This is a genomic window from Kutzneria kofuensis (assembly GCF_014203355.1).
GTDB lineage: Bacteria > Actinomycetota > Actinomycetes > Mycobacteriales > Pseudonocardiaceae > Kutzneria > Kutzneria kofuensis.
Window position 1 is genome coordinate 2,890,174 of record NZ_JACHIR010000001.1, and the last position, 24,768, is coordinate 2,914,941.

A 24,768-nucleotide genomic window follows, 5' to 3' on the forward strand; every position below is an offset into this window, starting at 1 on the left:
GCGATATCTCAGGAGGTAGTAAGGCAATGCGACATCACAAGGCACGCTGGTCCCGGCCGATCGGGGCCGTGCTGGCCGCCGGCCTGCTCGCCTCGACCGCGGCGCTGGCCGTGGCCGGTCCGGCCGCAGCCCAGCCGTCCGCCTCAAGCCCGGCGACCGTGTCCGTCAAGAGCACCCAACGCGGTCCCAATCCCACCCTCGCCGTGATCGAGGCGTCCCGGGGCCCTTTCGCCACCGCGCAGCAGAACGTGTCGCCGGGCAACGGTTTCAACGGCGGCATGGTGTACTACCCGACCGACACCAGCCAGGGCACCTGGGGGGCGCTGGCTATCGTCCCGGGCTACACCGCGAAATGCGCCAAGGAAGAGGCCTGGATGGGGCCGTGGCTCTCGTCCTTCGGCTTCGTGGTGATCTGCATCGAGACCAACAGCCCCAACGACTGGGACACCGCCCGCGGCCAGCAGTTGCTGGCGGCGCTGGACTGGCTGACCACCCGAAGCCCGGTGAAGAACCGGGTCGACCCGAACCGGCTGTCGGTGATGGGGCACTCGATGGGCGGCGGCGGCATGGTCTACGCGACTGAGCACCGGCCCTCGCTCAAGGCCGGGATCGGGCTCGCGCCGTTCTCCCCGTCGCAGAACATGTCCAGCGAGCGCGTCCCGACACTGGTACTCGGCGGCCAGAAGGACCCGACGGTGACCCCGTCGATGCTGGCCGGCCTGTACGCCACCATGCCGTCGGCGACCAAGAGCGCATTCGCCCAGATCAGCGGTGCGGACCACCTGTTCTACACACACCCGAACAATGTCCAGATGAAGCTCATCATCCCGTGGCTGAAGATCTTCGTCGACAGTGACAACCGGTACGAGCAGTTCCTGTGCCCGAAGCTGCCTGACCCGTCCAAGATCTCCATCTACCAGCCCAAGTGCCCCAACATCTGACGACCAGCGGCGGCATCCGCGTCGAACGCCGACGCGGGTGCCGCGGGCAGGTCGCCAAGGACCTCGTCGCGCGGCAGGAGTTCCAGCGCGCGACCGTCACTCACTATGATCATGTTCGGTGTCCTCGGAGTCATTCCTTCACCGCTCCTCCTGTCATGCCGGCCACGACGTACCGCTGGGCCACCACCAGCAGGATCGCCGCAGGCACAGAGGCCAGCACCGCCGTGGCCATGATCCCGTTCCAGTCGGCGGTCTGGTTGCCCACGAAGCGGTAGATGCCCACGGTGACCGGCTCGATGCCCTGCCCGGTGGTCAGGGTCACGGCGAACAGGAAGTCGGCCCACGCGAACAGGAACGAGAACAACCCCGCGGTGATCACCGCGTTGCGGCTGACCGGCACGATGATCGCGGTGAAGGTGCGCCAGTAGCCCGCGCCGTCCACTCGCGCCGCCTCGGACAGCTCGCGCGGGATGGCGACCATGAACGCCCGCAGCACCAGGATCGCGAACGGCACCGTCGCGGTGGAATCGGCCAGCACCAGCCCGAAGTAGTTGTCGATCAGACCGAAGTCGCCGAACAGCGCATACAGCGAGTTCGCCATCACGATGCCAGGGATCATCTGCACGATCAGCAGCACGAACACGAACACCGGGCCGCCACGCCACGGTAGCTGTGCCAGCGAATACGCCGCCGGCGTCGCGATCAGCAGCGACACCAGGACCGTCCCGCCGGCCACCAGCAGGCTGGACAGCAGGTGCCCGCCCTGCGTGGCCAGCGCCTCGCGATAGCCGTCCAGGGTCGCGGGCAGCGGCAGGAACTCCGGTGTCGGGCGCAGCAGCGCGCCGCTGGGCTGCAGCGACGCATTGAGCATCCAGTACAGCGGAAACAGCAGCACCAACACGATCAGCACGCCGACGGCGGTCTTGCCCAAGCCCCTCATGCCAGCGGCTCCCGGGCCGACGAACGCAGGTACACGAAGCCGAACACCATGGCCGCCAGGATGAGCACGTTCCCGACCGCCGCACCCTGGCCGAAGGCGAAGTCGTGGAACGACAGGCTGTAGGAGAAGGTGGTCAGCGTCTGGGTGGCGTTGGCCGGGCCGCCGCCGGTGATCACCATGATCACATCGAACACCTTGATCGTGTACACCAGGCCCAACATCAGCACGATCCCGGTCACCGGCCGCAGCAACGGCCACGTCACGTTGCGGAACCGCTGCCATGGTCCGGCGCCGTCCAGCGCCGCCGCCTCGTACAGTGAAACGGGAATCGCGCGCAGGCCGCCGTGCAGCAGCACCAGGTTGAACGGGATGCCGATCCAGATGTTGGTCAGGATCACGGCCGGCAGCGCCCAACCGGTGTCGGTCAGCCACGGGATCGCGGGCAGGCCCACCAGGCGCAGGGCCGTGTTGAGCACGCCGTGATCCTGGTCGAAGATCCACCGCCACACCGCGCCGCTGACCACCAGCGGCAGCAGCCAGGGCAGGAGCAGCAGCGCGCGCAGCGTCGAGCTGCCCAGGAAGCGGCCGTTGAAGAACACCGCCAGTGCCAGGCCGATCCCGAACTGGAAGACGATCGAGCCGACCGTGAACCACACGGTGTTCAGCGCCGCCGTGACGAAAACGGGATTGCCCAGCGCCGCTATGTAGTTCGCGAGCCCGGTGAACGGTGCCTCGCCGGTGTAGAACGAGCGGACACTGTAGTCCCGCACGCTCATCAGGATGTTGTAGACGAGCGGGTATCCGAAGAAGACCAGGACGTACAGCACGGCGGGCAGCAGGAAGGCAATGGCGGCCGCGCGTCGGCTCACGACCCGCCCGCCTGCTGGGCTTGCTTGAGCGCCTGCTCGGCCGACTGGCTGCCGGTGATCGCCGCCTGCACCGCGGTCGCCAGCGCCTGCGAGACCTTCGGATACTTCTCCCCCAGCTCGGCCGAGCGGGACCGGGCGGTGGCGACTTCGGTCACGAACGACCGCATGTTCGGATACTGCTGGCCGAACTTCTCCGCGACGTCCTTCTTCGACGGCACGTAGGCGTGGCCGGCGTCCCAGCTGGCCATCACGTCCGGCGACAGCAGGCAGGACAGCACCTTCCCCGCCGACTGCTGGGCGGCCTGCCCGGTGGCCGGGATGACGCCGATCTCGCCGCCCAATGCCACCGTCGGGCTGCCCCCCGCGGCCGGCGTCGGGATCGGCACCACGCCGTAGTGCAACGCCTTCTCGCCGTCCAGCCGGGCCAGGTTCCACGAGCCATTGATCATCATGGCCGCGTTGCCGGCGACGAACTGGTCGGCCACGTCGTTCTGGTTCCAGTTCAGCACCGACTTCGACGCCGAGCCGCCGGCGACCAGACCCGAAACGAACTCCAACGCCCGAACGGCCTTGTCTGAGTCCACTGCGGACAAATCGGCGCCGTTGCTCCAGAAGAACGGCAGGAACTGCCAGGTGCCCTCCTCCGAGGGGATGGCGGAGAAGGCCAGACCGTAGCGCGGCCCCTTGGTCAGCTTGGCCGCGGCGGCCTTCAGCTCGTCCCACGTCCTCGGCGGCTCGACACCGGCCTCGGCGAGCATGTCCTTGTTGTACAGCAGGGCAAGGCCGTTCACACCCGGCGCGAGCCCGTACACCTTGCCCTGGTAGGTGCCGGCGTTGACGATGCTGTCGTAGAAGCCGTCGGTGGCGATGCCGTAGTCCGACAACGGGGTCAGCGCGCCCGTGCTGGCGATCTGCTGCACGGTGGGATTGTCGGTGAACACCAGGTTCGGCAGCGACCGTGAGCTCGCGCCCTGCAAGATCTTGGGCAGCATCTGGTCTGTGGGCACGGTCTGCCGCTGGACCGTCACACCGGCCTGCTTCGAGCAGGTGTCCAGCACCTTCTGCCAGGCGGCCGAGCCCTGCTGGTCGGTGTAGTAGTCCAGTTCGGTGATGGAGTTCGCCGTGCCGGCGGAGGACCCACAGGCGGCCAGCGCCAGCACCAGCGTCAACGCGGCCGCTGGTCTACCGAGGGTCTTGTTCAGGCTGGCAATCATGGACGACAAGGCCGTCATCTCCTTACGGTGTCGAATCGCTTCAACAGGCTGGTCAGCGTCACTCGGCGGCATAGTCCCGGACTGAGTGAGAATGTGGTCACGCGGTACTGTCCCGTCTGGTCAGCCGTGGCGAGAGCAGCCGGATCTCGGGCGACACCGGACCGTCGAGCCCTGGGAATGTCGAGACCGCGGTGCCGCACCTCGGACAGCAAAGCACCGAGCACCGCCTCGTTGTGCGCCACGATCGCCGTGATCGACGGATCGGTGCTCAGCGTCCGGTCCAGGTAGGCACCCACGCCGGCGTAGGAGGGCGCGCACGGGTGGGACACCGCCCGTAGGCCGTGGGCCGTCTCAGCTTCGTTGAAGTCACGTAAGAATCGCCCGGCGTAGCTGGTTCCACGTTCGTAGACCGCGGGGGACGGACCCAGCAGGGCAATACGGCGGTGTCCAAGGTCGGCGAGGTGGTTCACGGTGAACGCGCCGGCCGCCACGAAGTCGAGGTCTACGCAGGTCAGTCTCTGCGGGTTGTCCGGGGCGCCGGGCAGCACCACCGGTCGCCGCAACGACGCCAGCACCGGGATCCTCGGCTCCTCGGCCTCCACGTCCATCACGATGAGCGCGTCGCCGATAGCTGAGCCGATGACCCGGCGCAGCCCCGCCGGCCCTCGTCCTTGGTCAGTAGCAGCACGTCCTGGCCATGGGCACGGGCGGCGCTGGCCATCGTGGCGACGAACTGCATCATCACAGGAGCGTTGACGTCGACGCGGAAGGGGATGGCCAGCGCGATGACATTGGTGCGACTGCTGACCAGCGCCCTGGCGCCGGCGTTGGGGTGATACCCCAACTCGCGGATGCTCTGCTGCACTCTTCGCTGTGTCTCCAGGGAGATCGAGCGCTTCCCACTGAGCACATAGGACACAGCGCTCGGTGAGACCCCGGCAGCCCTGGCGACGTCGGTGATCGTCACCACTGGTCCTCCCCCTGGTTCGAACCGTCGACTGCCAACTCGCGCCCCGACGCGGACCGCCCCGTCTAACGGGTGATCCGGAACGAGTACAGATTGGCCAGGCCGTCGAAGGACAGGTACACATCGTGCCGACCGGCGACCTTGGCCAGCCCGGCCGCGACGCTGACGTACTTGTACTTGTCCCCAGTGCTGGGGACGGTCACCGTGCCCAGCACCTGCCCGGTGTCCAGCTTTACGGTGATATGTGCGGGTGCGGCGTTCGGATTGGACACCGATGCGGTGAGGGTGCCGCCGCCCGTGAGCTGAACGTCCTTGTACGCCAGCCACGCCCCCGCCGTGGCGGCCACCGAGGTGCCGCTGGCCTTGCTCTGGTCGGTCAGCGTCGTGCCCTGGTAGTCGTCGAAGTTCTGGGCGAGGGTGGTCCGCGACAGGTCGCGTGGCGGAATGGTCTCGCCGGGCACGGCGATCGACGCCTGCTGTCGGATGTCCTGCGATGAGCTGCCCACCTGGAAATCGTAGGCGCCGGCCTCGACGACGGACTTGCTCCGCGTCACGTCCCAGAACGCGAGGTCGCCGCCCTGCACCGTGAATGCGACGTTCTTGGTCTGGCCCGCCGCGACACTGACCCGCTGGAAGCCGCGCAACTGCCGGATTGGCTGCTGGACCCGGGACTGCTGCTCGTGCGTGTACAGCTGCACAACCTCGTCACCGGCCCGCGGTCCCGTGTTCGTGACGTCCACGGTGACCCGGGTCGCGGAGCCCTGCCGGCTCACGTGCAGGTTGTCGTACCGGAACGTGGTGTAGCTCAGGCCGTAACCGAACGGGAACAGCACCGGCCCCTGGTGGTACAGGTACGTCATGCCGCTCTTGGCGATGTCGTAGTTCTGGATGCTCGGCAGCTGCGCGTCCGAGGCGTACCACGTCTGGGGCAACCGGCCGGCCGGATTGACGTCGCCGAACAGCACGTCGGCCAGCGCGTGCCCGGTCTCCTCGCCGGCGTGGCTGGTCCACAGGACGCCGGGCGCGGTCTGCTTGTCCCAACCCGTCGTGGGATAGCTGTTCTCCACCACGACAACCGTGTGTGGGTTGGCCTTCTGCACCGCCTGCACCAGGGCCAGCTGTGCCGGAGCGAGCTCGGTGCTCGTGCGGTCGTTGTCCTCGCGGCCGTTGATGAAGGGCATGCTGCCGACCACCACAACCGCGGTGTCCGCCCCGGTCACCGCGTTGACCGCGTCGGCCACGCCGCTGGTGATCACCTGCTTGGTGAAGTTGGTGGCGGCCGCCGGGGTGGCCGCGGTCAGGGCGACGGCCCCATCCGCTCCGACGACCGCGTATCTGTTGCCCCCGCCGGCGTCGTTGCCGGCGTACTCCAGCACGTAGCCGCCGTCCGGCTGCTGGTCCAGTTTCAGCTGCTGCTGCACGAACCACCCGTTGGGCTGGGCGGCGTTGTTGACCAGGCTGCGGTTGGGGCCCAGCGAAAGGTACTTGCCGTTGGCCACCGTGCGCAGCGTCAGCTTGCCGGCGCCCCAGTCGAACACGTCCATCGACTCGTTGCCGCCGGCCGTCGTCGGTCCCTCGGTCAACGCGCCGTCAGCGGTGGGCGCGGTGAGATACCTGCCCGTCGCGTTGTCCTTCAGGGCAATCCGGTCCACCCCCTCGGTGGACGACACGTTCGCGCCTGCCCCGAGCCGGTCCATGATGCCCTGCACGGGCGTCACCTGGTACGGCAGGCTGCCGCCGTACCAGTCGGTGTAGAGCGTGTCGGCGAGCGGACCAACCACTGCGACCTTCTTGGCCGGATCGGCCGTCAACGGCAGCGCGCCGTTGTCGTTACGCAGCAGCACGACCTGTTCGTCGGCGGCCTTGCGGGCCAGCGCCTGGTGCGCCGGCGAGTTGATGACGGCCGGGGTGATCCTGGCGTACGGGTTGCCGGCGCTGGGCGGGTCGAACTCGCCCAACCGGAACCGCAGCGAGAGCAGGTGCCGATCGGCACGCTCGATGTCGGCCACCGTCAACAGGTTCTGGTCCACCGCGGCCTTGACGGCGTCGGTGATGATGCCGGGGTTGTTGTCGTTGTCGGTGAAGCTGTCCAGCCCTGCCTTGATCGCCGCGGCCACCGCCGCCGGCTTGGTGGCGTAGTACAGCTCGGGCCAGACCAGGTTGCTCGGCGCGCCCGCATCGCTGACGATCGCGAGATCGTTGGTGCTCCAGCTGCGCACCGTGCTGCCGAGATCGGGGCTCACCGTGTTCGGCCGGCCGTTGACCAGGTTGTAGGACGGCATCACGCCGGTGGCCGCGTTCGCGGTCAACGCCGGCTTGAACGCCTGCTCGTCGTAGTCGTGCAGAATCTTCGGTGGCACCGCGGAGTTGCTCGTGACGCGGTTGGTCTCGTTGTTGTACGCGAGGTAGTGCTTGAGCGTTGGCGCTGCTTGCAGGTAGCGCGGGTCGTCGCCCTCGATGCCCTTGCCGTACGCGGAGGAGATGGCCCCGGTCAGGTACGGGTCCTCGGAGTAGCCCTCCTCATTGCGGCCCCAACGCGGGTCGCGCAGCAGGTTGGTCACCGGCGCCCACAGGTTGAGGTCCCACAGGGTGGGGTTCTCGGCGTTGTAGCCACGCGCCTCTTGACCCACCGCGTTGCCGACTTGTTTGATCAGCGCCGGGTCCCAGGTGCTGCCGAGCCCGACAGCCTGGGGGAAGACGGTGCCCTTGGCCGTGACGACCGCGCCGCCGTGGTAGAAGTCGGTGGTCCAGGCGACGCCGTGCAGCGCCTCCGTGCCGGTCTTGAAGAACCCGATGCCCAGCCGCGGGATCGGCACCTCGTACTGGTGCAGCAGCGAGATCTTCTCGTCCAGGGTAAGCCGGGAGATCAGGTCGTCGAGCCGTACGGACAGCGGAAGGCCGGGATCGCGGAACCGGTCGACCGCCGGCGCCGCGGCGGCCGCCGTCGTGGCGATCAGCACCATGGCCGCGGCAAGGCCGACGCTTCCCCACCATCGACGTGAACGCGCCAAGGCACACCCCCAGATCGTCATTGTCGAATCGCTTCGACATTCAGCGAGTGGGCCCCAGTCATCAAGCCGAACGTCGCCAGGACTCTTTCAGCGGCGTCACAAGGGGTCAACCTCGATGCGCTTCGACGAGAACCGCCATGACCGTTCATCGTTCCGCCGGCCGCTCTCCGCCCGGGTGACGGACCAGGAATTCTGACTGCGTTCCCGCGTCGGACCTGCGGAAGGTTGTCGTGTCAGAGCCCGCGAAACGCAGAAGCGTCGCGGCGGCAGCACTGCTGCGACCACATGGCCGCGACTGAAAGTTTCAGGCCGGCAGAACGGACAGTCGGCAGTCCGCAGCACTTCCTTGCCCCACGGGATGTCCGGAACGTTCGCTCAGTGGTGCTTCCGAGCGCCTGGGCCCGGCAGCGCGATGACGTCGCGCGCGGTGCGGATCTCATGACGTTTCGAGGAGAACCGCGGCGCTGGCGACCCGGTGAAGTCGGCGGCAATCAAGCGATTCGGCAAGCCCGCGGAGGTCGCGGCTGTTCTCGCGTTCTACGCAAGCGAAGCACCCGGCTATCTGACCGGGGTCGACATCTTGGTCGAAGGGGCAATCAAGGCTGGCACAAATTTTGCAACTGCCCAGAAAGAGCTACTTCGTTGCCGGGAATAGCTCGTTGGTCCTGCTTCACTCCGGCGACCGGCCGGAACACAGGGTGCGGCTCCGCCCAGTAGGAACGACCCGGCAGAGCCGCGTAGCCCTCATGGCGTCAGTTGGTGGATGTGGGTCGTCGCAGATCCGCACGTCGTCGACGTGCACCGCCCCGCACTCGGCCGCGTTCGCGTACCACGCGACCTTCCCGATCCCCGGCATCGGTCAGCACCCGACGGCCGTCGATGTCCAGGTTGAAGCGCTGGTTCACCGTGTCCACGCTGAGCGTGGTCCGATGCCACTGGCCGGAGGCGTACGTGCCGATCACACGGCTCGTGCCTGCTTCGTACGCATGGATCCGGCCGCGCTCGACCGCGCCGATGTCCGGTCGGCTCCCGGTCGGCACGAGCGTTCCGGCGAAGGCGCGGCCCGCCCACCAGCGTTCGACGAGGAGATCTACAAGCAGCGCGACACCATGGAACAGGCATTCAACCGCCTGAAGCAGTGGCGCGGCATCGCCACCCGCTACGACAAGTACGCCCTGACTTCCTCGGCGGCGTCCTACTCTCCGCAACAATCATGACCACTCGCACCGCATCCCGGAATCAGGAGATACGCCCTCGTCGCTCCCTGCGGGTTCACCGGTAGCCGAGCGTGGATGCGGCCGCGAGGCGCGAGCCCTGTCGCCAGACCGCGCGAATCGACAGGCTGTCGTTGATGGTTGTGGTGGGATCACCGTCGACCAGGACGAGATCTGCGCGCAGGCCTTGCTTGACGCGGCCCCGATCGTGAAGGCCGAACCGTTGCGCTGTCAGTGAAGTCGCCGAGCGCAGGGCTTCGGCGGGGCTGAAACCGGCCTGTACGAACAGTTGCAGCTCGCCGTGCAGACTTGCTCCGTGGGTCACGCCGCGCACGGCCAGAGCTGCGGCGTCGGTGCCTGCGATCACGTCGACCCCGGCCTGGCGGAGGGCTGCGATCGTGGCCAGTGCCATGTCGAAGTGCGAGGCGGGCAAGCCGCCGAACGTGTCGGACAGGTGCGCCCGCAATGCCGGCGAAAGCTTTCCCGCAACGCGGGGATCTCGCGCCAGGTCCGTGCTGTGCGACAGCCCGACGATCGAGGCAAGGGGAGTCAGTGTCGGTATCACGAACACGTTCGCGCTTGCGATGCGGTCGACGATCTCCTGGGTGTGGGCCGTGTCGGCGAACAGATGGGCGAGGCCGTCGGCGCCGGCGCCGACCATCTGTTCGGTCTCGTGCAGCGTCATGGCGTGGGCCATCACCATCTTCCCGCGAGCGTGCGCCTCGGCGATCACGGCGGCGTGAATCTCCAGTGGTACGTGCGGCAACTGGAAGCCGAACGCCCCGCCACTCTCGGCTATCAGCTTGATGTAGTCGGCGCCCTCGCTGATCCGGTCGTCGACGAACCCGGCCGCTTCCGCCACGGTGGTCGCGGTCGGCCAGACCGGATCGTTGAGGCCCTTTCGGAACTGATGCGGGTGGCCGTCGGGGTGGGTGAGCGAAAAGGAGGAACTCCGCACGTCCGCGAAACTCCGGTCGGCTTCGACCTGGACGCGCAGCGGAGTCATGGTGGCGGGGACCGAGCCCATGTCGAGTTCGGTAGTGACGCCGAAGGTCAGCGCCTGGCGCAGCATCGCGGCATCTGTGTGGGTGTGTGCGTCGATCAGGCCCGGCAGCAGGGTTGCGCCGGTGGCGTCGACGACTTCCACCCCGGTGACTCGCGGCCCGCCCACCGAGACGATGACCCCGTCGGCGACGTGCACGTCGACCTGGCCCAGGTTCTTCTCGCCGTCGAACACCTTCGCACCGACGATGACGAACTCGTCCATCGGACTCTCCTCGCAATGCTGGACATGTACTGGTTCGGGCTTCACGGCTACGACTGGGCCCACCGGCCCCGTCGTGCGGGCGGGATGAGAATCGGCTCGACGCCTGGCACGACGCGGGTGGTCAAGGTGCCGAGTTGTTCGACGGTGACGGTGACGACGTCGCCGGGTTGCAGGGGGGCGGTGGGCGTTCAATCCCTTGCGGCCCCACAGTTCGGCGAGGCAACCGCCGCCGCAGGTGCCGGAGCCGAGGACGTCGCCAGGGCGGATCTCGGTGCCGCGGGAGGCGTAGGCGATCATGTCGGCGTAGGAGAACGCCATGGACGACCAGCGGTCCTGCCCCAGCCGTTCGCCGTTGATCTCGACGGTCATCGTCAGGTCGAACGAGGTGTCGGTGCGCCAGGGTTGCAGCTCGTCGGGGGTGACCAGGACCGGTCCGAGGGTGGTGGCGGTGTCCTTGCCCTTGGTGGGGCCGAGCCGGACCTGCATCTCGGCGAACTGGACGTCGCGGGCGGACCAGTCGACGAGGATGGTGTAGCCGGCGACGTAGGCGTCGGCGTCGTCGGGGTGGATGTCGCGGCCGGCGCGACCGATGACGGCGGCGACCTCCAGCTCCAGGTCGAACATCCGGCTGCCGGGCGGTACGGGGACGTCGTCGGCGGGGCCGAGGATCGCGTAGGGGTTGGTGAAGTAGAACGCGGGTGCCTCGTACCAGCGTTCGGGGACGGCCGCGTCGGTTCCGCCGAGTCTGGAGACACCTTCGACGTGCCGTTCGAAGGTCATGAAGTCCCGCACAGCGGGAGGATCGGGGATCGGCGCGCGCAGCCGAAGGTCGCCGACCGCCCGGGTCGCGGCAGGCGCGGCCAGGGCCTGCTCCCCGGCCGCCCGTAGAGCACCGGCGCGCAGGAGGCCGAGCATCGTGACGCCGCGACCGAGGGGATGGACCTGGCCGTGGTGGATGACGCCGACCCGATCACCGTCGTCGTCGGCGTAGGTCACGAACCGCACAGTCGTGCTTCCCTTCAGACTGAGGTATGCATCGGGCGGCCGAGCCAGGCGATCGTGTCCCCGAAGGCGGCGGTCACGTCGAGGCCCCGGCCGGCGTGGTCGGCGTAGGCGCGGTGCAGGTTGAGCACGATCCGTTCGGCGTCGGCCCAGCCCGTGAACTCGCCCAGGTCGACCTGGCGGGCGGCCTGCAAGGGCGTCAGCCCCCCGGGAGAGCCCGTCCTGGGCGGCGTCGAGGATGAGCCGGTAATAGCGGCGGTGCTCGTCCAGGACCCGAGTGATGTCGGCGCCGGTGAGGACCGGGCCGTGGCCGGGGACGACGACGTCGGGTTGCAGGGACTCCAGCCAGTCGACCGCGGCGAGGGCCCCATCCACCGAGCCCATGAAGACCAGCGGGGTGAGTCCGGCGAACACCAGGTCGCCGGAGAACAGCACGCGTTCGTCGGGCAGCCAGGCGATCAGATCTCCGGTGGTGTGCGCCGGGCGACCGGGGTGCAGCAGCTCGATCCGCCGAGCTGCGACGTGCAGGGTGAGTGCGGAGCCGGCCGAGATGTCGGGCAGCCGGCGGGTCACCGGCCCCCAGACCGGGACCGGGTTCCACAGCGGTGGGCAGCCGTCGATGATCGGGTCGGCCTGAAGCCCTTCCCGCATCCGGCTGTGCCCGACGATCACTGTCGTGGAGGGGAGGAGGCTGTTGCCGTAGGTGTGGTCACCGTGCTGATGGGTGTTCACCGCCAGCCGGACGGGCGCCCCGCCGGTGGCCGTGTCCACGGCGTCGAGAAACCGGCGGGTGCGAGCCGCGGTGGCACAGGTGTCGATCATCAGGATCCCGTCGTCGCCGGCCACCACGCCGGCGTTGTTGACCCACCAGGTCCCGTCCGGCTGCACCCAGGCGTGGATCCCGGGAAGCAACTCCTCGAGTTCCGCCGCGTCCGCTGTGGGAGCAGGAGCAGAGTCCGTGTCCGGGGCGTCGGTCATGACCCGGCCCGTCCGTCGTCCTTCACGGTGGCGACGCGGCGGCGACCGTGCTGTTCGTACCTGGCCAAACGCATGGCAAACCTCAGGATCTGGGTGAGTTGGCACAGACCAAGGCCGCAGGGGGTGGCAGAGCGGGGAGTGCGCCGAGCCCCCGTGGCCAAGGGGTTAGACCGGCGGAGCGACGAATACGCCATGGTCGACGTCGTTGTGCATCTCCTTGGCGATCATCTCGTTCATCGGGTTGGCCGTGCCCCACTGATCGGCGTTCTCGGGCTTGGTCAGGTCGTAGATGTGCGGGTGCCAGGTGTCCTCGTCCAGCTCTTCGAGCTCGGTGGTGTACTCCACGGTGTTGCCGTGCGGATCGAGGAAGTACGTGAAGGTGTTGTCGCCCGCCATGTGCCGTCCGGGGCCCCAGATCTTGGTGGCGCCGGAGCGCAGTAGCCGGCCGGTGCCGCGCATGTACTCGTCGATGCCGCGCATCTCGAAGGAGAGGTGTTGCAGGGAGGTGTGCGGGCCGCGGGCAATGGCCACGGAGTGGTGCTGATTGCTGATCCGCATGAAGTGCATGAGCTCGCCCATGTGCGGGATGCTCATCGTGTCGGACAGCCGGAAGTCGAGGTGCTGCTCGTACCAGGCGCGGGTGGCGTTGATGTCGGTGGAGTTCAGGACGACGTGCGAGAGACGAACGGGGATGGCCTCCTTCTCCTCGACCCGGCGGTGCTTGCGTGCCTCGACGTCGGCGGAGACCTCGATGGTGCGGCCGTCGATGTCGAAGAAGCGGAAGCCGTAGCCGCCGCCGGGGGTGTCGAGCTTGCCGGGCTGGGAGATCAACCGCACTCCACCCGCGAGCAGTTGCTCGGCGAGCGTGTCCACATCGGCCGGGCTCGCGGCACCGTAGGAGATGAGGTCGAGTCGCTTCTCGTCGGCCTTGCGGAGCCGGACGACGTACTGCTCGGGTGAACCCTCGGCGGCCAGGAAGGAGATGCCGGAGTCCTCGGCGACCTTGGTCAGGCCCCAGACGCCCGCGTAGAAGTCGAGCTGCTTGTTGTAGTCCGGCACGGCGAGGTCGACGTGCCGCAGATGGGTGAGTAGACGGTTGGTCATGTCTGGCTCCTCAGGTGAGACGCAGCAACGCTGCCGCGTTGCCGCCCCGCACGGCGTGGAAGAGGGGGTCGGGCAGGTCCTCGACGGCGCGCAGCGCGCCGAGCGGGTCGTCGGTGCCCATGTCGAAGGGGAAGTCCGAGCCGAGCAGCACCCGGTCGGGACCGGCTACCCGGATCAGTTCGCGCAGGACGTGCGGGTCGTGGACCAGGGAGTCGAAGTACAGCCGCTTGAGGTAGCTGCTGGGCGGGTGAGCGCAGCCGCGGGCGTCGGCGCGGGCACGCCAGGCGTGGTCGGAGCGGCCGATGTGGGTGGGCAGGTAACCGCCGCCGTGGGCGGCGACGACGCGTAGCCCGGGATGACGGTCCAGGACACCGGAGAAGATGAGGTGGGAGAGGGCGACGGCGTTCTCGGTGGGTTGACCGACGGTGTTGGACAGGTACCAGCGGTCGAGGCGTTCGTCGAGTGTGCAGCCGAAGGGGTGCAGGAAGAGGATCGCTCCGGTTTCCTCGGCGCGCTTCCAGAACGGTTCGTATGCGGGGTCCGACAGCTCGCGCCCTGGTGCGTGGCTGGAGATCTCGACACCGCGCAGGCCCAGGCCGAGGGCGTGGTCGAGGGCTTCAACGGCGTGATCCGGGTGCTGGAGCGCGACGAGGCCGAGGCCGTGCAGTCGTTGCGGGGCTTGCGCGACGTGCTCGGCGATGCCGATGTTGGCCTGTTCCCAGACCGTGCGGGCCAGCGTCTCCTCGGCCCAGTAGTGGTAATGCGATGGGGAGGGTGAGACCAGCTGGAAGTCGATCCCGGAGGCGTCCATTGCGGCGAGCCGGGCCTGGACGTCGGTCAGTTTCGGGAGGCGGTCGCGGAGCATCGGGCCGCTGACGGCAAGGGCCTCGGGGCCATTGCGGCGGGCGTCGAGAACGCGGGCGTCGGCCAGAGCGGGGTATCCCGCGACGGCGTCCTCGATCCGCGGGAGCAGGACGTGCGCGTGCACGTCGATCGTGGGTGCGCTGCCGAGCGGGCTCACGGGGTCTCCATGATGACGGACATCGTGCGGCCGATCAGGCCGGGCATGCCGGCGTTCCCGGTGCCGTCCAGCTGCCACTGACCGAGTTGCACCGAGGCCTCGACCACCGTGCGGACACGGTCGATCCGGCGTTCGTAGAAGCCGGTCAGCAGGGCGTCCAGGGAGCTCCAGTCCTGCTGGCCGCTGAGCATTTCGGCCAGCACGGAGGCGTCCTCCAGCGACATGGCCGCGCCCTGGGCGAGGGTGGGGGGACAGGCGTGGGCGGCGTCGCCGATCAGGACGACCCGGCCGCGGTGCCAGGAGCCCTCAACGAGCAGCCGGTGGAACCACGTGTAGTTGACCTTGACCGGGTCGGTGATGCTCGCGGCGATCTCCCGCCAGACGCCGCCGTAGCTCTCGGCCAGCCGGCGCATCTCCTCCGCGTAGGAGGCGGGGTCGACGGCAGCGCGGTCGCGGTTGGCCTCCACGAGGTAGGCGTACATGGTGTGCCGGCTTGTGGGGCAGTAACCGGCGATGTAGCAGGGGCCGCCGTAGATCAGGGCGGAGTGCTCCACGCTCTCGGGGCGGTGCGTGGCGACGCGCCAGATGGCCATGCCCGTCGGTTCGGGCTTGTCGTCGATGCCGATCATGGCGCGGGTGGCGGAGTTGAGTCCGTCGGCGGCGATGACGAGGTCGTAGCGCCCCTCGGTGCCGTCGCCGAAGCGGACGGTGACGCCGTCCTCGTCCTGGGTCAGCTCGTTCGCGGCGGTGCCGAGGCGGACGGTCGCGCCGCTGGCGCGGACGGCCTCGCACAGGATCTGCTGAAGCTGCGCCCGCTGCATGCCGGCGGTCGCGGGCAGATCCTCGCCACCTGTGCGGGCGTCCTCGTGGACGAAGAGCATCGTCCCGTCGGGCGCGGCCAGGCCGATGGCGTTGAAGGGGTAACCGGCCTCCTGGACCTCGTCCCATACGCCCAGTTCGCGCAGGACGCGCAGTGCGTTGCCCTGCAGGGTGATGCCGGAGCCGAGGACGTTCCAGTCGGGTTGGGCCTCGATCAGGTCCACGGTGATGCCTGCCCGCCGGAGCAGGATGGTCACGGCGTTGCCGGACGCGCCACCGCCGATGACGAGAACTTTGCGAGGACAGGGATCTGTCATGGGGTCTCCTGTGAGGGGGCCGCACGGCGTCGGGCGGCAAGGGCGGGGCCGGGGCACGGCTATCGGGGCCTCCCGGCCGTTTCAGGCCGCTACTTGACGGCGATGGGGTCGTCCGGAGCGCCGACGGCTGCCGCTTCCTGCGCGACACAGCGGGTGCGCTGGGCGCCGAGCCCGGTGATCGAGCCGTCCATCACATCGCCGTCGCGCAGCAGCCGGCCCCGGTGAATGCCATTCCCTGCCGGGCTGCCGGTCAGAACCAGGTCGCCGGGAAGCAGTCGGGCGGTCTGGGAAATGTACGAGACGATCCGCGCCACGCCGAAGATCATGTCCTTTGTGGACTCATTTTGCATGGTCTTCCCGTTGAGCTTGAGGGTGACCTGAAGGTCCGACGGGTCGGCGACCGACCCTGCCGGGACGATCCACGGACCCAGCGGAGTGAAACCGGGGGCGTTCTTGCTACGCAGCCAATCGGTGCCGATGGGGGGCATGTCCCGGCGGAAGACGGTCGCGCGGTCGGTGAGGTCATTGGCGATCGTGTACCCCGCCACGTGGTCCAGGGCTTGCTCCACGGTGACCTGGTAGGCGGGACGGGAGATCACCGCGGCCAACTCCAGTTCCCAGTCGGGCTTTTCGGCCCACGCGGGAAGCACCACATCGTCGTAGGGACCGCTGATCGAGGCCGGCAGGCCGATGAAGACGTACGGCAGGTCCTCGGCGGCCCGCTTGTCCATGATCGCCGCGATCTCGGCGCGGGCCTCCTCGACGGTGCGCCGGTCGTCCGGGGCGCGCTGCGCGACCCCCAGGTCGATCACGTGCTGCCGGTAGTTGGCGCCCGACTGGAAGATTTGCCGGGGCTCGAGGGGCGCGTGCACCATCAGGCCCGCCAGCGGCCGCCAGTCGCCCGCCGGATCCGCCACGAGGGAGTGCAGAATTGACAGCTGCTCGTCCCAGCGCTCCAAGAGTTCCAGCGTGGTCAGTGTGGGCTCGCCCAGTGCCGTGCCCAGGTCGAGGACCCGGCCGTCCGGCACCACGAGGCCAGGGAACCTGACCCCGCCCGGAGCCGAAAGGGTACCGATGGCGAACGGGCCGGAGAAGGGGACCGACGCGGCTGTGGATGTCACGGACATGTCCTCCCGATTGCGATGTCACCAATCTGCCGCGTAGATTGCAATCTAGGAAATCGATTCCCTGGATCGTCTTGATCCATGGCACAAATACCGTACGTTCCGACTTCGCACTGGGATGCTCCGTGAATCTGGCCAGCCTGGACCTCAACCTCGTCGTCGCCCTGCGTGCTCTGCTGGAGGAGCGCAACGTCACCAAGGCGGGGCGGCGCATCGGGCTCAGCCAGCCCGCCATGAGTGCCGCCCTGGCCCGACTGCGACGTCATTTCGACGACGATCTGCTCTCTCGGGCCGGCGGACGCTACGAACTGACCGCCCTCGGCTTGGCTCTCCTGGACCGCACCGCTACCGCCTGCGACATACTGGAGCGCGTCTTCGCCAGCCAGGCCGATTTCGACCCCGCCCGTGAGGAGCACGAGTTCACCCTGATCGCCTCCGACTACGCGGTGGCCGTCTTCGGTGCCGAACTCGCCCGCACCATCCATGCCGAGGCGCCAGGCATCCGGCTCCGGTTCAAACAGGCACCGACGGAAATCATCGACGACTCCGGGGAGTTGCTGAGCACCGTCGATGGACTGCTGATGCCACACGGGATCATTCGCGGCTTCCCCGCGGTCGATCTCTACCGGGACAGCTGGGTCTACCTCGTCGCCGACGACAACCCCGAGGTCGGCGAGCAGCTCACCCTCGACGACCTGGCCCGGCTACCGTGGGTGACGTACCAGCGCACCTACGACGCGCCCGCGGCTCGCCAGATCGGCCTGCTCGGCATCGAGCCACACGTGGAGATCTCCGTGGACAGCTTCCAGCTGATGCCCCTGCTGGTCGCGGGCACCCGCAGGGTGGCCCTCATCCAGCAACGTCTCGCCGAGCGGCTGGCCGGGTTCGTCCCAGTCCGCGTCATGGCACCGCCCTACGACGCCGTGCCACTCCAGGAAGCCCTGTGGTGGCACCCGGTGCACACACACGACGCGGCGCACATCTGGCTGCGCGAGACGGCGACCAGGGTCGGCGAGGCCGTCGAGGCCGATCGGCCCACGATCTCCAGTCCGCCGATTTAAGAGCGCGTCTTGAAACGTGGTCGAGGTAGGAGGCGTCGCGCTGCTGAAGGTGCACGAGGAGGCCGACACGGTCCGCGCCGAGGCCGACATCCATGGTGTGCTTGCTCTGATGGACACCAGCTTGTCCCCTGATGAAGACCGAAGCGAGACCGTCGCGAACGGTCTGCATGCTACCCTTTCCCTTTGCGCCGTCTCCTTACGCGACTTCGAACCGGCCTCAAAAACCGAGATGGCCAAGCCCTGCCAGATTTAGATCGCCGTATCGCGCGAGCAATTTCCAGTATCACACTTACTTGCCCAGAACACGACGCTGGCGCTCCATGTTTGGTACCTGTTTACGTACCGCCAGAGACTCCGCTCGATCGCGTCGGATAAATTCGGTCCGTGACTCTATCTTGAGACCGGAGAAATTGCCTACAAGAATGCGTGACTCCCGAGGACGAAGCGATTGGCCGCGAGATGATCGGCAAGCCCCTGCGCGGACCACCACACATCGGCAGTGCCGACGTCGAGGTGGCGGGCCGGTGCCACGAACATCGCCAAATCTCTGCGACATCACGGCCGAGACGCACTCCGACGGCCAAACTCTTTCCCGGCCTTGATTCCCCCGTCAACCAAGATGTCGACCCCGGTCAGATAGCCGGGCGCTTCGCTTGCACAGAACGCGAGAACAGCCGCGACCTCCTCGGGCTTGCCGAATCGCTTGATTGCCGCCGCCTTCACCAGGTCGCCAGCACCGTGGTTCTCCTCAAGACGCCCCATCGCGGTATCAAAGCTCCCGGGAGAGACAGAAACGACCCGCGCTCCCCGCTCGCCGAACTCGGCCGCAAGGAACCGGCTATACCAGTGGACGAAGTTCTTGCTGATCGCGTAGGCCAGTCCGGGCTTCAGCTTCCGGCCGACGAACCTCGCGCGACTGACGACCGCCTTCTCGAAGTCATCGGGTCGTTTCTCAGCAAGACGGAAAGCACGGAGCGGCACAAAGAACTTGGGAATGCCATATCCGGCGGTTGATGCCACATTGACGAGCGCGTCACCATCCGCAGTCCGGGCGAGGAATGCCCGCGCAATGTTGACGGTGCCGGTTGCGTTGATGCGAGCAATGCGTTCAGCCGTACCCATGTGCGGACTGATTCCAGCGGAATGGACTACTGCGCGAACGCGACTTCCGTCAGACTCCGCGTGCTGAAACAGCTGCTCGACGGATGCCTTGTCGGTGATGTCGCAAACCACTCCAATTGCTTCAACTCCGGCCATGGCCAGCTCGCGCACCGCATCATCGAGGCGCGTCCGGTCAAGGTCTGCCAGCACGATCCGGTGATCGTGACCCATGAGCCTTGCCGTTGCCAGCCCCATTCCACCGGTACCGCCGGTGATGACCGCAGTGGGGTGTGTAGTCGACATGTTGATCCTCGTCGTTGAGATCGGAGTCTCGATATCAAGTGCATCCTTGCCCAGCCCTGCCATCGCCGCCCAGTTGACCGGGGAGGAGCTACCCGATCCGGTCGTGCCGGCCAGCGTTCAGCGTCGTTCTCGGGACGGTGACCGATCGTCACGTGTCGGCCTCTGAACGAGCCACTGAAAGTTTCAATGTCACATCTACCGGCCAACTCTCTCACCAGGGGGCGGGCGTGCCCCAGGAGGACCAGCAGGAGTTCGCCAAGTCGCTTCAGGGCCGACCACGCGCCGATGGCGGCATCGGCAACACCGGCGAGGAAACCATGAGCCACAACCCGCTGTAGTTCCTGTACGAACGGTTCACGACCTACATCGAGGACCGCCACCGCGAACCTCGGGAGGACGTGCTCACCGGCCTGGCCACGGCGACCTTCCCTGACGGCTCGACGCCCGCGGTCATTGACGTGGTGCGCGTCGCGGCCAACCTGTTCTCGGCCGGCCAGGAGACCACTGTCCGCCTCCTGAGCACCGTGCTCAAAGTGCTCGCCGAGCGGCCCGACATCCAGCGATTGCTGCGCGAGGATCGCGGCCTTGTCCCCAAATTCATCGAAAAGACGCTCCGGATGGAAAGCCCGGTCAAGGGTGACTTCCGGCTGTCGAAGGTGCCGACAACGGTCGGCGGGGTGGACATCCCCGCCGGCACCACGGTGATGGTGCTCAACGGGGCCGCCAACCGCGATCCTCGCCGATTCGAGGACCCGTCGACATTCGACCCCAGGCGGCGCGACGCCCGGCAGCACATCGCGTTCGGACGCGGAATCCACACCTGCCCCGGCGCGCCGTTGACACGAGCCGAGACCCGCGTCGGCCTCGAACGGCTGCTCGACCGCACCGTGCACGGCCCAGCCGACGCCCGCCGTTACCGGTATCTGCCGACCTTCGTGCTCCGTGGCCTGACCGATCTGCACCTCGAATTCACGCCTGCCGGGGAGGACATCCGATGAAGGTCACCATCGACCAGGACAGCTGCCGGGACACGGGGTCTGCTGGACGATCTGCCCCGACGTGTTCGACCTCAACGACGATGGCTACGCCGAAGTGCGACCTCCTGATGTTCCCGACGAGTTCGCGGCCGCGGTGCACTCCGCCGCGGCCAACTGCCCCGAACGCGCCATCGCGGTGACCTGACCGCTTCGCGCCCAACGCGATGGCACCCACCAGCCCCATCGGAACGCCCCTTTCGGGGGCAGGAAACGGTGGGTGCCGAGGTTCACTTCGCGCCCTGCGATCCCGACATCGGCGTGAACAGGACCAGGTACATCGCGTTGGGCCCCAGTTCGGCCTGGTAGCAGTAGTTCCCAGTGGAGGTCACGGTCCGCTCGTCGACCTGCTGCAGGTGTCCCTTGGCCTGGTCCGTGTCGTTCGGGTTCGAGTAGTAGTTGCTCGTGTTCTGGTCGACCCGGTAGACCTTGACGTCGACCGGCCGCCCGCTCAGGTTCGACGGCAGGTGCGACAGGTTGATCGTCGCGTGGAACGCTCCGCTGTTGGTGTCCTGGTAGTTCCACACCATGACCGAGGCGCCCGTCTTGTCCTTGGCCGCCAGCGCGTAGACGCCAAGCCCCTTGTCGGTGAGGCTGTCCGAGGTGGCCGACACCTTCTTCGTCTTCATCATCGACTGCATCAGCAACGAATTGCCGTACGGCGTGAAGGTGTTCTCCACCGGCCCGTTCGGACAGTTCGTCGTCGTGGTCGTGCGGTCGGCTGCGGTGATGCTGGTGCAGCCGGGGCCGCGGGTGACGAACTCGTCCTTGCGCTCGTTGGACGAGTGCCGGGTGACCCAGTTGAACGCGTAGGTATCGGGTTGGTTGCCGTACCAGTACAGCACCGAGGCCGCACCCGCGGCCTGCCGCACATAGTCCGAGGTGGACCACGGGGTGGTGGTGGTAGTGGGGTCGGTGTCGGCGCAGTCGTCGCACAGCAGGCCCGGGTAGACCCCGGTCTCGGTCACGAAGGTGGGCAGGTCCGGGTCGACGTGGTGCGCCGCGAACATCGACTGGAGCCTGGCGTGCTGACTTTCGACCTGCCGCGGATCGTCCTTGTAGAAGTGCGGGTCCTGTACGGTCGCCATGTCGCCGAACTCGACATATCCGTGATACGAGAAGAAGTCCAGGCGTTTGGCTGGGTCGGTGTCGGCGGCGTAGTCGTCGAGGAACTTGTTGATCCACGTCGGATCGAGCTCGAAGAACGCCGGACCGCCGATCCGCAGCGGGGTGTTCGGCATGAGTTCGGCGTTGACCTCGTTGGCGACCTGGTAGAAGGCCGCGTAGTACGGATACACCTTGTCCGGCGTCATGAAGCCGCGGTTCTGTGGGGCGTCCGGCTCGTTGAACGCCTCCAGGTACTTGACCTTCGGGTACCGCGTCTTGACCGTCTTCACGATCTCCTCGATGACCGGCTTGGCCTGTGCCGGCGGCTTTCCCTGCTGGATCAGGCCGGTGACGTCGAGGTTCAGCAGGACCGAGTCCGACACCGCGCTGGCGTCGGCGAGATAGCCGGCGACGTCACCGGTCGGCGAGGCGGGATCCGACGACAGTGTGCACGAGGTCGTCGACCCGCCGCACCAGTCCACCTTGGCCCAGGCCCGGTAGACCTTGCCATGCAGACCAACCTGGTTCAGGTAGGCCACGTCCGACGCCCTCGCGCTCTGCCACGTCTTGGCTTGGGTGAAGTTGTTGTACCGCTCCCCGTGCCAGAGCGGGCCTTGCTCCTGCGAGAAGTCGACGGACACCCCCGCGACCGCAACCGTGTCCGCGACTCCGCGGGGCGCCAGCCCTGCCGCGGAACAAGTCAGCAGCAAGGCGAGCGTCAGCACCGGCACCCCCCAACCACGTCGCCCGGGCGCCGGCATCAGCCGGCTCGTTTTCGCGCGCACACCATCACCAGTCCTCATGTCGATCACCCTGCCCAGTGATCACGGTCCGGCGCATCCAGCCAGCACAGGCTCCTGGCGTACTGTGACCGTGGTACGCCAGGAGCCGACCTACTGCGACGGCAGTACTTCGGGCACCGGTCATCGTGACCGCATACAGTCGTGCCGGTGCGCACCTGGTTCTTCGCCCGCCGGGCCTGGTCGCGGTGGGACACCCTGGACGTGGCGCTCGCCGTTGGCCTGTGGCTCGTCGGCGTGGTGATGCTGCCCTCCGGCGTGACCGGGCCGCCGCGAGCGTGGCAGGAAGCCGTGTTGGTGGCGGCGTGCGCGGCGATCGCATGTCGTCGACGCTGGCCGATTCCGACGGTGGCGGTCGCCGCGACGGCGTTTCTGGGCCAGGTGGCCGGCGCGAGCCCGCACTGGGTGGCCACCACCGCCCTGACCGCGACCACCTACACCCTGGCCACCACCGTCCCGCGCCACGTCGCGTTCGCCGTGGGCGCCGTAACGCTGGCGGTGGTCGGGGCAGGCGGCACGCTGCTGCCGAGGTCACTCGAGCAATCCGCACTGCGAACGCTCCTGGAAGGTATGAATGTCCGCATCCCCCTGCTGGAGTTGACGGTGATCGTGACGGGTGTCGCGGCCGGGGACGCGGTGCGTCACCGGCGGGCCTATCTGGCCGCGGTGGAGGATCGGGCCCGCCATGCCGAGCACGACCGGGAGCGGGAGGCGCGCCGACGGGTGGCCGAGGAACGGGTGCGCATCGCTCGTGACCTGCATGACGCGGTCTCCCACCAACTCGCGTTGATCCACGTGCACGCTGGGGTGGCCAGCCATCTGTTCACCCGCCGCCCTGACCAGGCCGCAGCCGCACTGGGCCACGTACGCACCGCCAGCCGGGCCGCTTTGGACGAGTTGGCCGGCACCATCGACGCGCTGCGCCAGCCCGACCACACCACGGGACCGGTCGAGCCGGTCGCCGGGCTCGCCCGGCTACGCGAGCTGATCGTCGCACTGGCCACCGCCGGGCTGCGAGTCGACCTCACCATCACAGGATCGCCGCGGGGCCTCCCCGCGGTGGCAGACGGCGCGGCCTACCGGATCATCCAGGAAGCGCTGACGAACGTGTGCAAGCACGCCCGGACCGGTTCGGCCCGGGTGAGCCTGGACTACCGCACGTCCGAGTTCCATCTCGTGGTCGACGACGACGGTGTGGGCGCCGGGACGACTGCCGCGGCCTGGATGACCGGGCACGGCACGCGCGGCATGATCGAACGCGCGGCAACCGTGGGCGGGTGGGTGGCACTGGGCCCCCGCGCGGAGGGCGGGTTCCGGGTCGCGGCCGTGTTGCCGGCCGCCGAGGAGGATTGACAGTGGCCGAGAGCAGGCGGATCACCGTGGGACTGGTCGACGATCAGGCGTTGCTGCGAGTCGGGTTCCGCATGCTGGTGGACGCCGAGGACGATCTGGCGGTGGTCGGCGAGGCCGACAGCGGGCGGCAGGCGGTGGAGCTGGCTCGGCGGGCCCGTCCGGATGTGCTGCTGATGGACATCCGCATGCCCGACGGCGACGGCCTGGCCGCCACCCGCCGGATCACCGGCGACCCCGACCTTGCCGGGGTCCGGGTGTTGATCCTCACGCTGTTCGAGATCGACGAGTACGTGTTCGAGGCATTGCGGTGCGGGGCCAGCGGATTCGTCGGCAAGAACGCCGAGCCGGCCGACCTGCTCGCCGCGATCCGGGTGGTGGCCCGCGGCGACCGACTGCTGTGCCCGGCTGCGACCACCGCGCTGATCACCCGGTTCCTCCGACAGCCCCACCCCGGATCGCCCGTTGTCCCGGAGCGGCTCGCGCCCTTGACCGACCGCGAACGGGAGATCACCGCGCTGGTGGCGACCGGGCTGTCCAACGCCGAGATCGCCACCAGGCTGAGGCTCAGCCCATTGACCGTGAAGACCCACATCAACCGGGCAATGGCCAAAGTGCACGCTCGGGACCGCGCGCAACTGGTGGTGCTCGCCTACCAGACGGGGCTGGTCAAGCCACCCGACAGGACATCCCGCTGATCACCGGATGACGTCACCGCAACCACTGCCCGAGCCGTGGCCGCGGATCGAGCCGCGTCGTTTCGGTTCCTCGTCCGCGACCGGGACACGAAGTTCACCGCCGGGTTCGATGCCGTGTTGCCGGTGAGGGGATCACCAGCGTGATGATTCCGCCGCGGACGCCTCGCGCGAACTGCTATGCGGAGCGATTCGTGCGCAGGGTCCAAGCGGAGTGCACCGACCAGATGTTGATCTACAACGAACGGCACGCCGCCGCCGTCCTCGGAGAGTACGCCCGGCATTCAACGACCACCGGCCACACCAAGGCCTCAACCAACAGCCACCAAACCACGATCCGGCCAGCGTCATCCCGCTGGACGCTCCGATCCCACGCCGAAATATCCTCGGCGGGGTGATCAACGAGTACCGGCGAGGATCTTGAGCTGGCCGGCAAACACCTGGTCACCGCCTACACATCGACTTTTGGCACGGTACAGGCATGCCGTAGTCATTTAATCACGCGGGGTTGCCCATTGCGCGCTCAACG

General features: G+C 67.9%; 22 protein-coding genes. 9 read left to right on the forward strand and 13 right to left on the reverse strand.

Translation table 11 applies throughout. The features are described from left to right. Positions 1-26: 26 nt before the first annotated feature. Positions 27-941 (forward strand): dienelactone hydrolase family protein, encoded by a 915-nt coding sequence (locus BJ998_RS13085; protein WP_184861543.1) that lies wholly within the window; start codon positions 27-29, stop codon positions 939-941. Positions 942-1,071: 130 nt separating this feature from the next. On the opposite strand, the gene BJ998_RS13090 is transcribed toward BJ998_RS13085, so the two are convergent. From BJ998_RS13090 to BJ998_RS13110, 6 genes are all read right to left on the reverse strand, one after another. Next, positions 1,072-1,881, reverse strand: coding sequence for a carbohydrate ABC transporter permease (locus BJ998_RS13090; protein ID WP_184861545.1), 810 nt, complete (start codon positions 1,879-1,881; stop codon positions 1,072-1,074). Beyond that, positions 1,878-2,750, reverse strand: a complete 873-nt coding sequence (locus BJ998_RS13095) for a carbohydrate ABC transporter permease (RefSeq protein ID WP_184861547.1) — start codon at positions 2,748-2,750, stop codon at positions 1,878-1,880. Before BJ998_RS13095 ends, BJ998_RS13090 begins: the two co-directional genes overlap by 4 nt. After that, positions 2,747-3,982 (reverse strand): ABC transporter substrate-binding protein, encoded by a 1,236-nt coding sequence (locus BJ998_RS13100; protein WP_246488583.1) that lies wholly within the window; start codon positions 3,980-3,982, stop codon positions 2,747-2,749. Before BJ998_RS13100 ends, BJ998_RS13095 begins: the two co-directional genes overlap by 4 nt. Further along, positions 3,979-4,566, reverse strand: coding sequence for a substrate-binding domain-containing protein (locus tag BJ998_RS13105; protein ID WP_312890082.1), 588 nt, complete (start codon positions 4,564-4,566; stop codon positions 3,979-3,981). The genes BJ998_RS13100 and BJ998_RS13105 overlap by 4 nt, the downstream gene beginning before the upstream one ends. A 5-nt stretch (positions 4,567-4,571) precedes the next feature. Beyond that, the gene (locus tag BJ998_RS47435) at positions 4,572-4,931 is read right to left on the reverse strand and encodes a LacI family DNA-binding transcriptional regulator (RefSeq protein WP_312890083.1); all 360 of its coding nucleotides are present in this window, start codon (positions 4,929-4,931) and stop codon (positions 4,572-4,574) included. 65 nt (positions 4,932-4,996) lie between these two features. Then, positions 4,997-7,942 carry a glycoside hydrolase family 3 protein gene (locus BJ998_RS13110; RefSeq protein WP_246488584.1) on the reverse strand — a complete coding sequence of 982 codons (2,946 nt, stop codon included), beginning with the start codon at positions 7,940-7,942 and terminating at the stop codon, positions 4,997-4,999. Between the two features lie 986 nt (positions 7,943-8,928). Between BJ998_RS13110 and BJ998_RS13115 the strand changes: the two genes are divergently transcribed. Beyond that, on the forward strand, positions 8,929-9,159 hold the full coding sequence (locus BJ998_RS13115; protein WP_184861550.1) for a transposase: 231 nt from the start codon (positions 8,929-8,931) through the stop codon (positions 9,157-9,159). A gap of 55 nt (positions 9,160-9,214) precedes the next feature. Here BJ998_RS13115 and BJ998_RS47440 read toward each other — a convergent pair whose 3' ends face one another. The 5 genes from BJ998_RS47440 to BJ998_RS13150 form a co-directional block, all read right to left on the reverse strand. Further along, complete coding sequence (locus BJ998_RS47440; RefSeq protein WP_312890084.1) at positions 9,215-12,274, reverse strand: fumarylacetoacetate hydrolase family protein; 3,060 nt, start codon at positions 12,272-12,274, stop codon at positions 9,215-9,217. Positions 12,275-12,568: 294 nt separating this feature from the next. Continuing rightward, complete coding sequence (locus tag BJ998_RS13135) at positions 12,569-13,507, reverse strand: VOC family protein (RefSeq protein WP_184861554.1); 939 nt, start codon at positions 13,505-13,507, stop codon at positions 12,569-12,571. A gap of 10 nt (positions 13,508-13,517) precedes the next feature. Next, entirely contained in the window at positions 13,518-14,528 is a 1,011-nt protein-coding gene (locus BJ998_RS13140) for an amidohydrolase family protein (protein WP_184861556.1), read from the reverse strand. Continuing rightward, positions 14,525-15,664 (reverse strand): FAD-dependent oxidoreductase, encoded by a 1,140-nt coding sequence (locus BJ998_RS13145; protein ID WP_184861558.1) that lies wholly within the window; start codon positions 15,662-15,664, stop codon positions 14,525-14,527. The genes BJ998_RS13140 and BJ998_RS13145 overlap by 4 nt, the downstream gene beginning before the upstream one ends. An 89-nt stretch (positions 15,665-15,753) precedes the next feature. After that, entirely contained in the window at positions 15,754-16,695 is a 942-nt protein-coding gene (locus BJ998_RS13150; RefSeq protein WP_312890085.1) for a fumarylacetoacetate hydrolase family protein, read from the reverse strand. 218 nt (positions 16,696-16,913) lie between these two features. Here BJ998_RS13150 and BJ998_RS13155 point away from each other — a divergent pair, with 218 nt between their 5' ends. Both BJ998_RS13155 and BJ998_RS13160 read left to right on the forward strand, forming a co-directional pair. Next, positions 16,914-17,849: a LysR family transcriptional regulator gene (locus BJ998_RS13155; protein WP_184861562.1), complete on the forward strand. Its 936-nt coding sequence runs from the start codon at positions 16,914-16,916 to the stop codon at positions 17,847-17,849. 16 nt (positions 17,850-17,865) lie between these two features. Then, positions 17,866-18,102 carry a hypothetical protein gene (locus BJ998_RS13160; RefSeq protein WP_184861564.1) on the forward strand — a complete coding sequence of 79 codons (237 nt, stop codon included), beginning with the start codon at positions 17,866-17,868 and terminating at the stop codon, positions 18,100-18,102. Between the two features lie 302 nt (positions 18,103-18,404). Here the strand turns inward: BJ998_RS13160 and BJ998_RS13165 are convergent, their stop codons facing one another. Then, positions 18,405-19,316: an SDR family NAD(P)-dependent oxidoreductase gene (locus BJ998_RS13165; RefSeq protein ID WP_221337990.1), complete on the reverse strand. Its 912-nt coding sequence runs from the start codon at positions 19,314-19,316 to the stop codon at positions 18,405-18,407. 335 nt (positions 19,317-19,651) lie between these two features. On the opposite strand from BJ998_RS13165, the gene BJ998_RS13170 reads away from it, so the two are divergent. Continuing rightward, the gene (locus BJ998_RS13170; protein WP_221337991.1) at positions 19,652-20,251 is read left to right on the forward strand and encodes a cytochrome P450; all 600 of its coding nucleotides are present in this window, start codon (positions 19,652-19,654) and stop codon (positions 20,249-20,251) included. A 22-nt stretch (positions 20,252-20,273) separates the two neighbouring features. Continuing rightward, a complete protein-coding gene (locus tag BJ998_RS13175; RefSeq protein WP_246489179.1) occupies positions 20,274-20,435 on the forward strand; it encodes a ferredoxin in 162 nt (53 codons plus the stop codon). Positions 20,436-20,517: 82 nt separating this feature from the next. Here BJ998_RS13175 and BJ998_RS13180 read toward each other — a convergent pair whose 3' ends face one another. Beyond that, a complete protein-coding gene (locus BJ998_RS13180; protein WP_184861566.1) occupies positions 20,518-22,197 on the reverse strand; it encodes a hypothetical protein in 1,680 nt (559 codons plus the stop codon). 147 nt (positions 22,198-22,344) lie between these two features. Between BJ998_RS13180 and BJ998_RS13185 the strand changes: the two genes are divergently transcribed. The 3 genes from BJ998_RS13185 (at position 22,345) to BJ998_RS13195 (ending at position 24,637) form a co-directional block, all read left to right on the forward strand. Continuing rightward, complete coding sequence (locus tag BJ998_RS13185; protein ID WP_184861568.1) at positions 22,345-23,547, forward strand: sensor histidine kinase; 1,203 nt, start codon at positions 22,345-22,347, stop codon at positions 23,545-23,547. 71 nt (positions 23,548-23,618) lie between these two features. Further along, positions 23,619-24,242, forward strand: coding sequence for a response regulator (locus BJ998_RS13190; RefSeq protein WP_184868633.1), 624 nt, complete (start codon positions 23,619-23,621; stop codon positions 24,240-24,242). A 140-nt stretch (positions 24,243-24,382) separates the two neighbouring features. Beyond that, the gene (locus tag BJ998_RS13195; RefSeq protein WP_376775861.1) at positions 24,383-24,637 is read left to right on the forward strand and encodes an integrase core domain-containing protein; all 255 of its coding nucleotides are present in this window, start codon (positions 24,383-24,385) and stop codon (positions 24,635-24,637) included. The last annotated feature ends 131 nt before the right edge of the window (positions 24,638-24,768 follow it).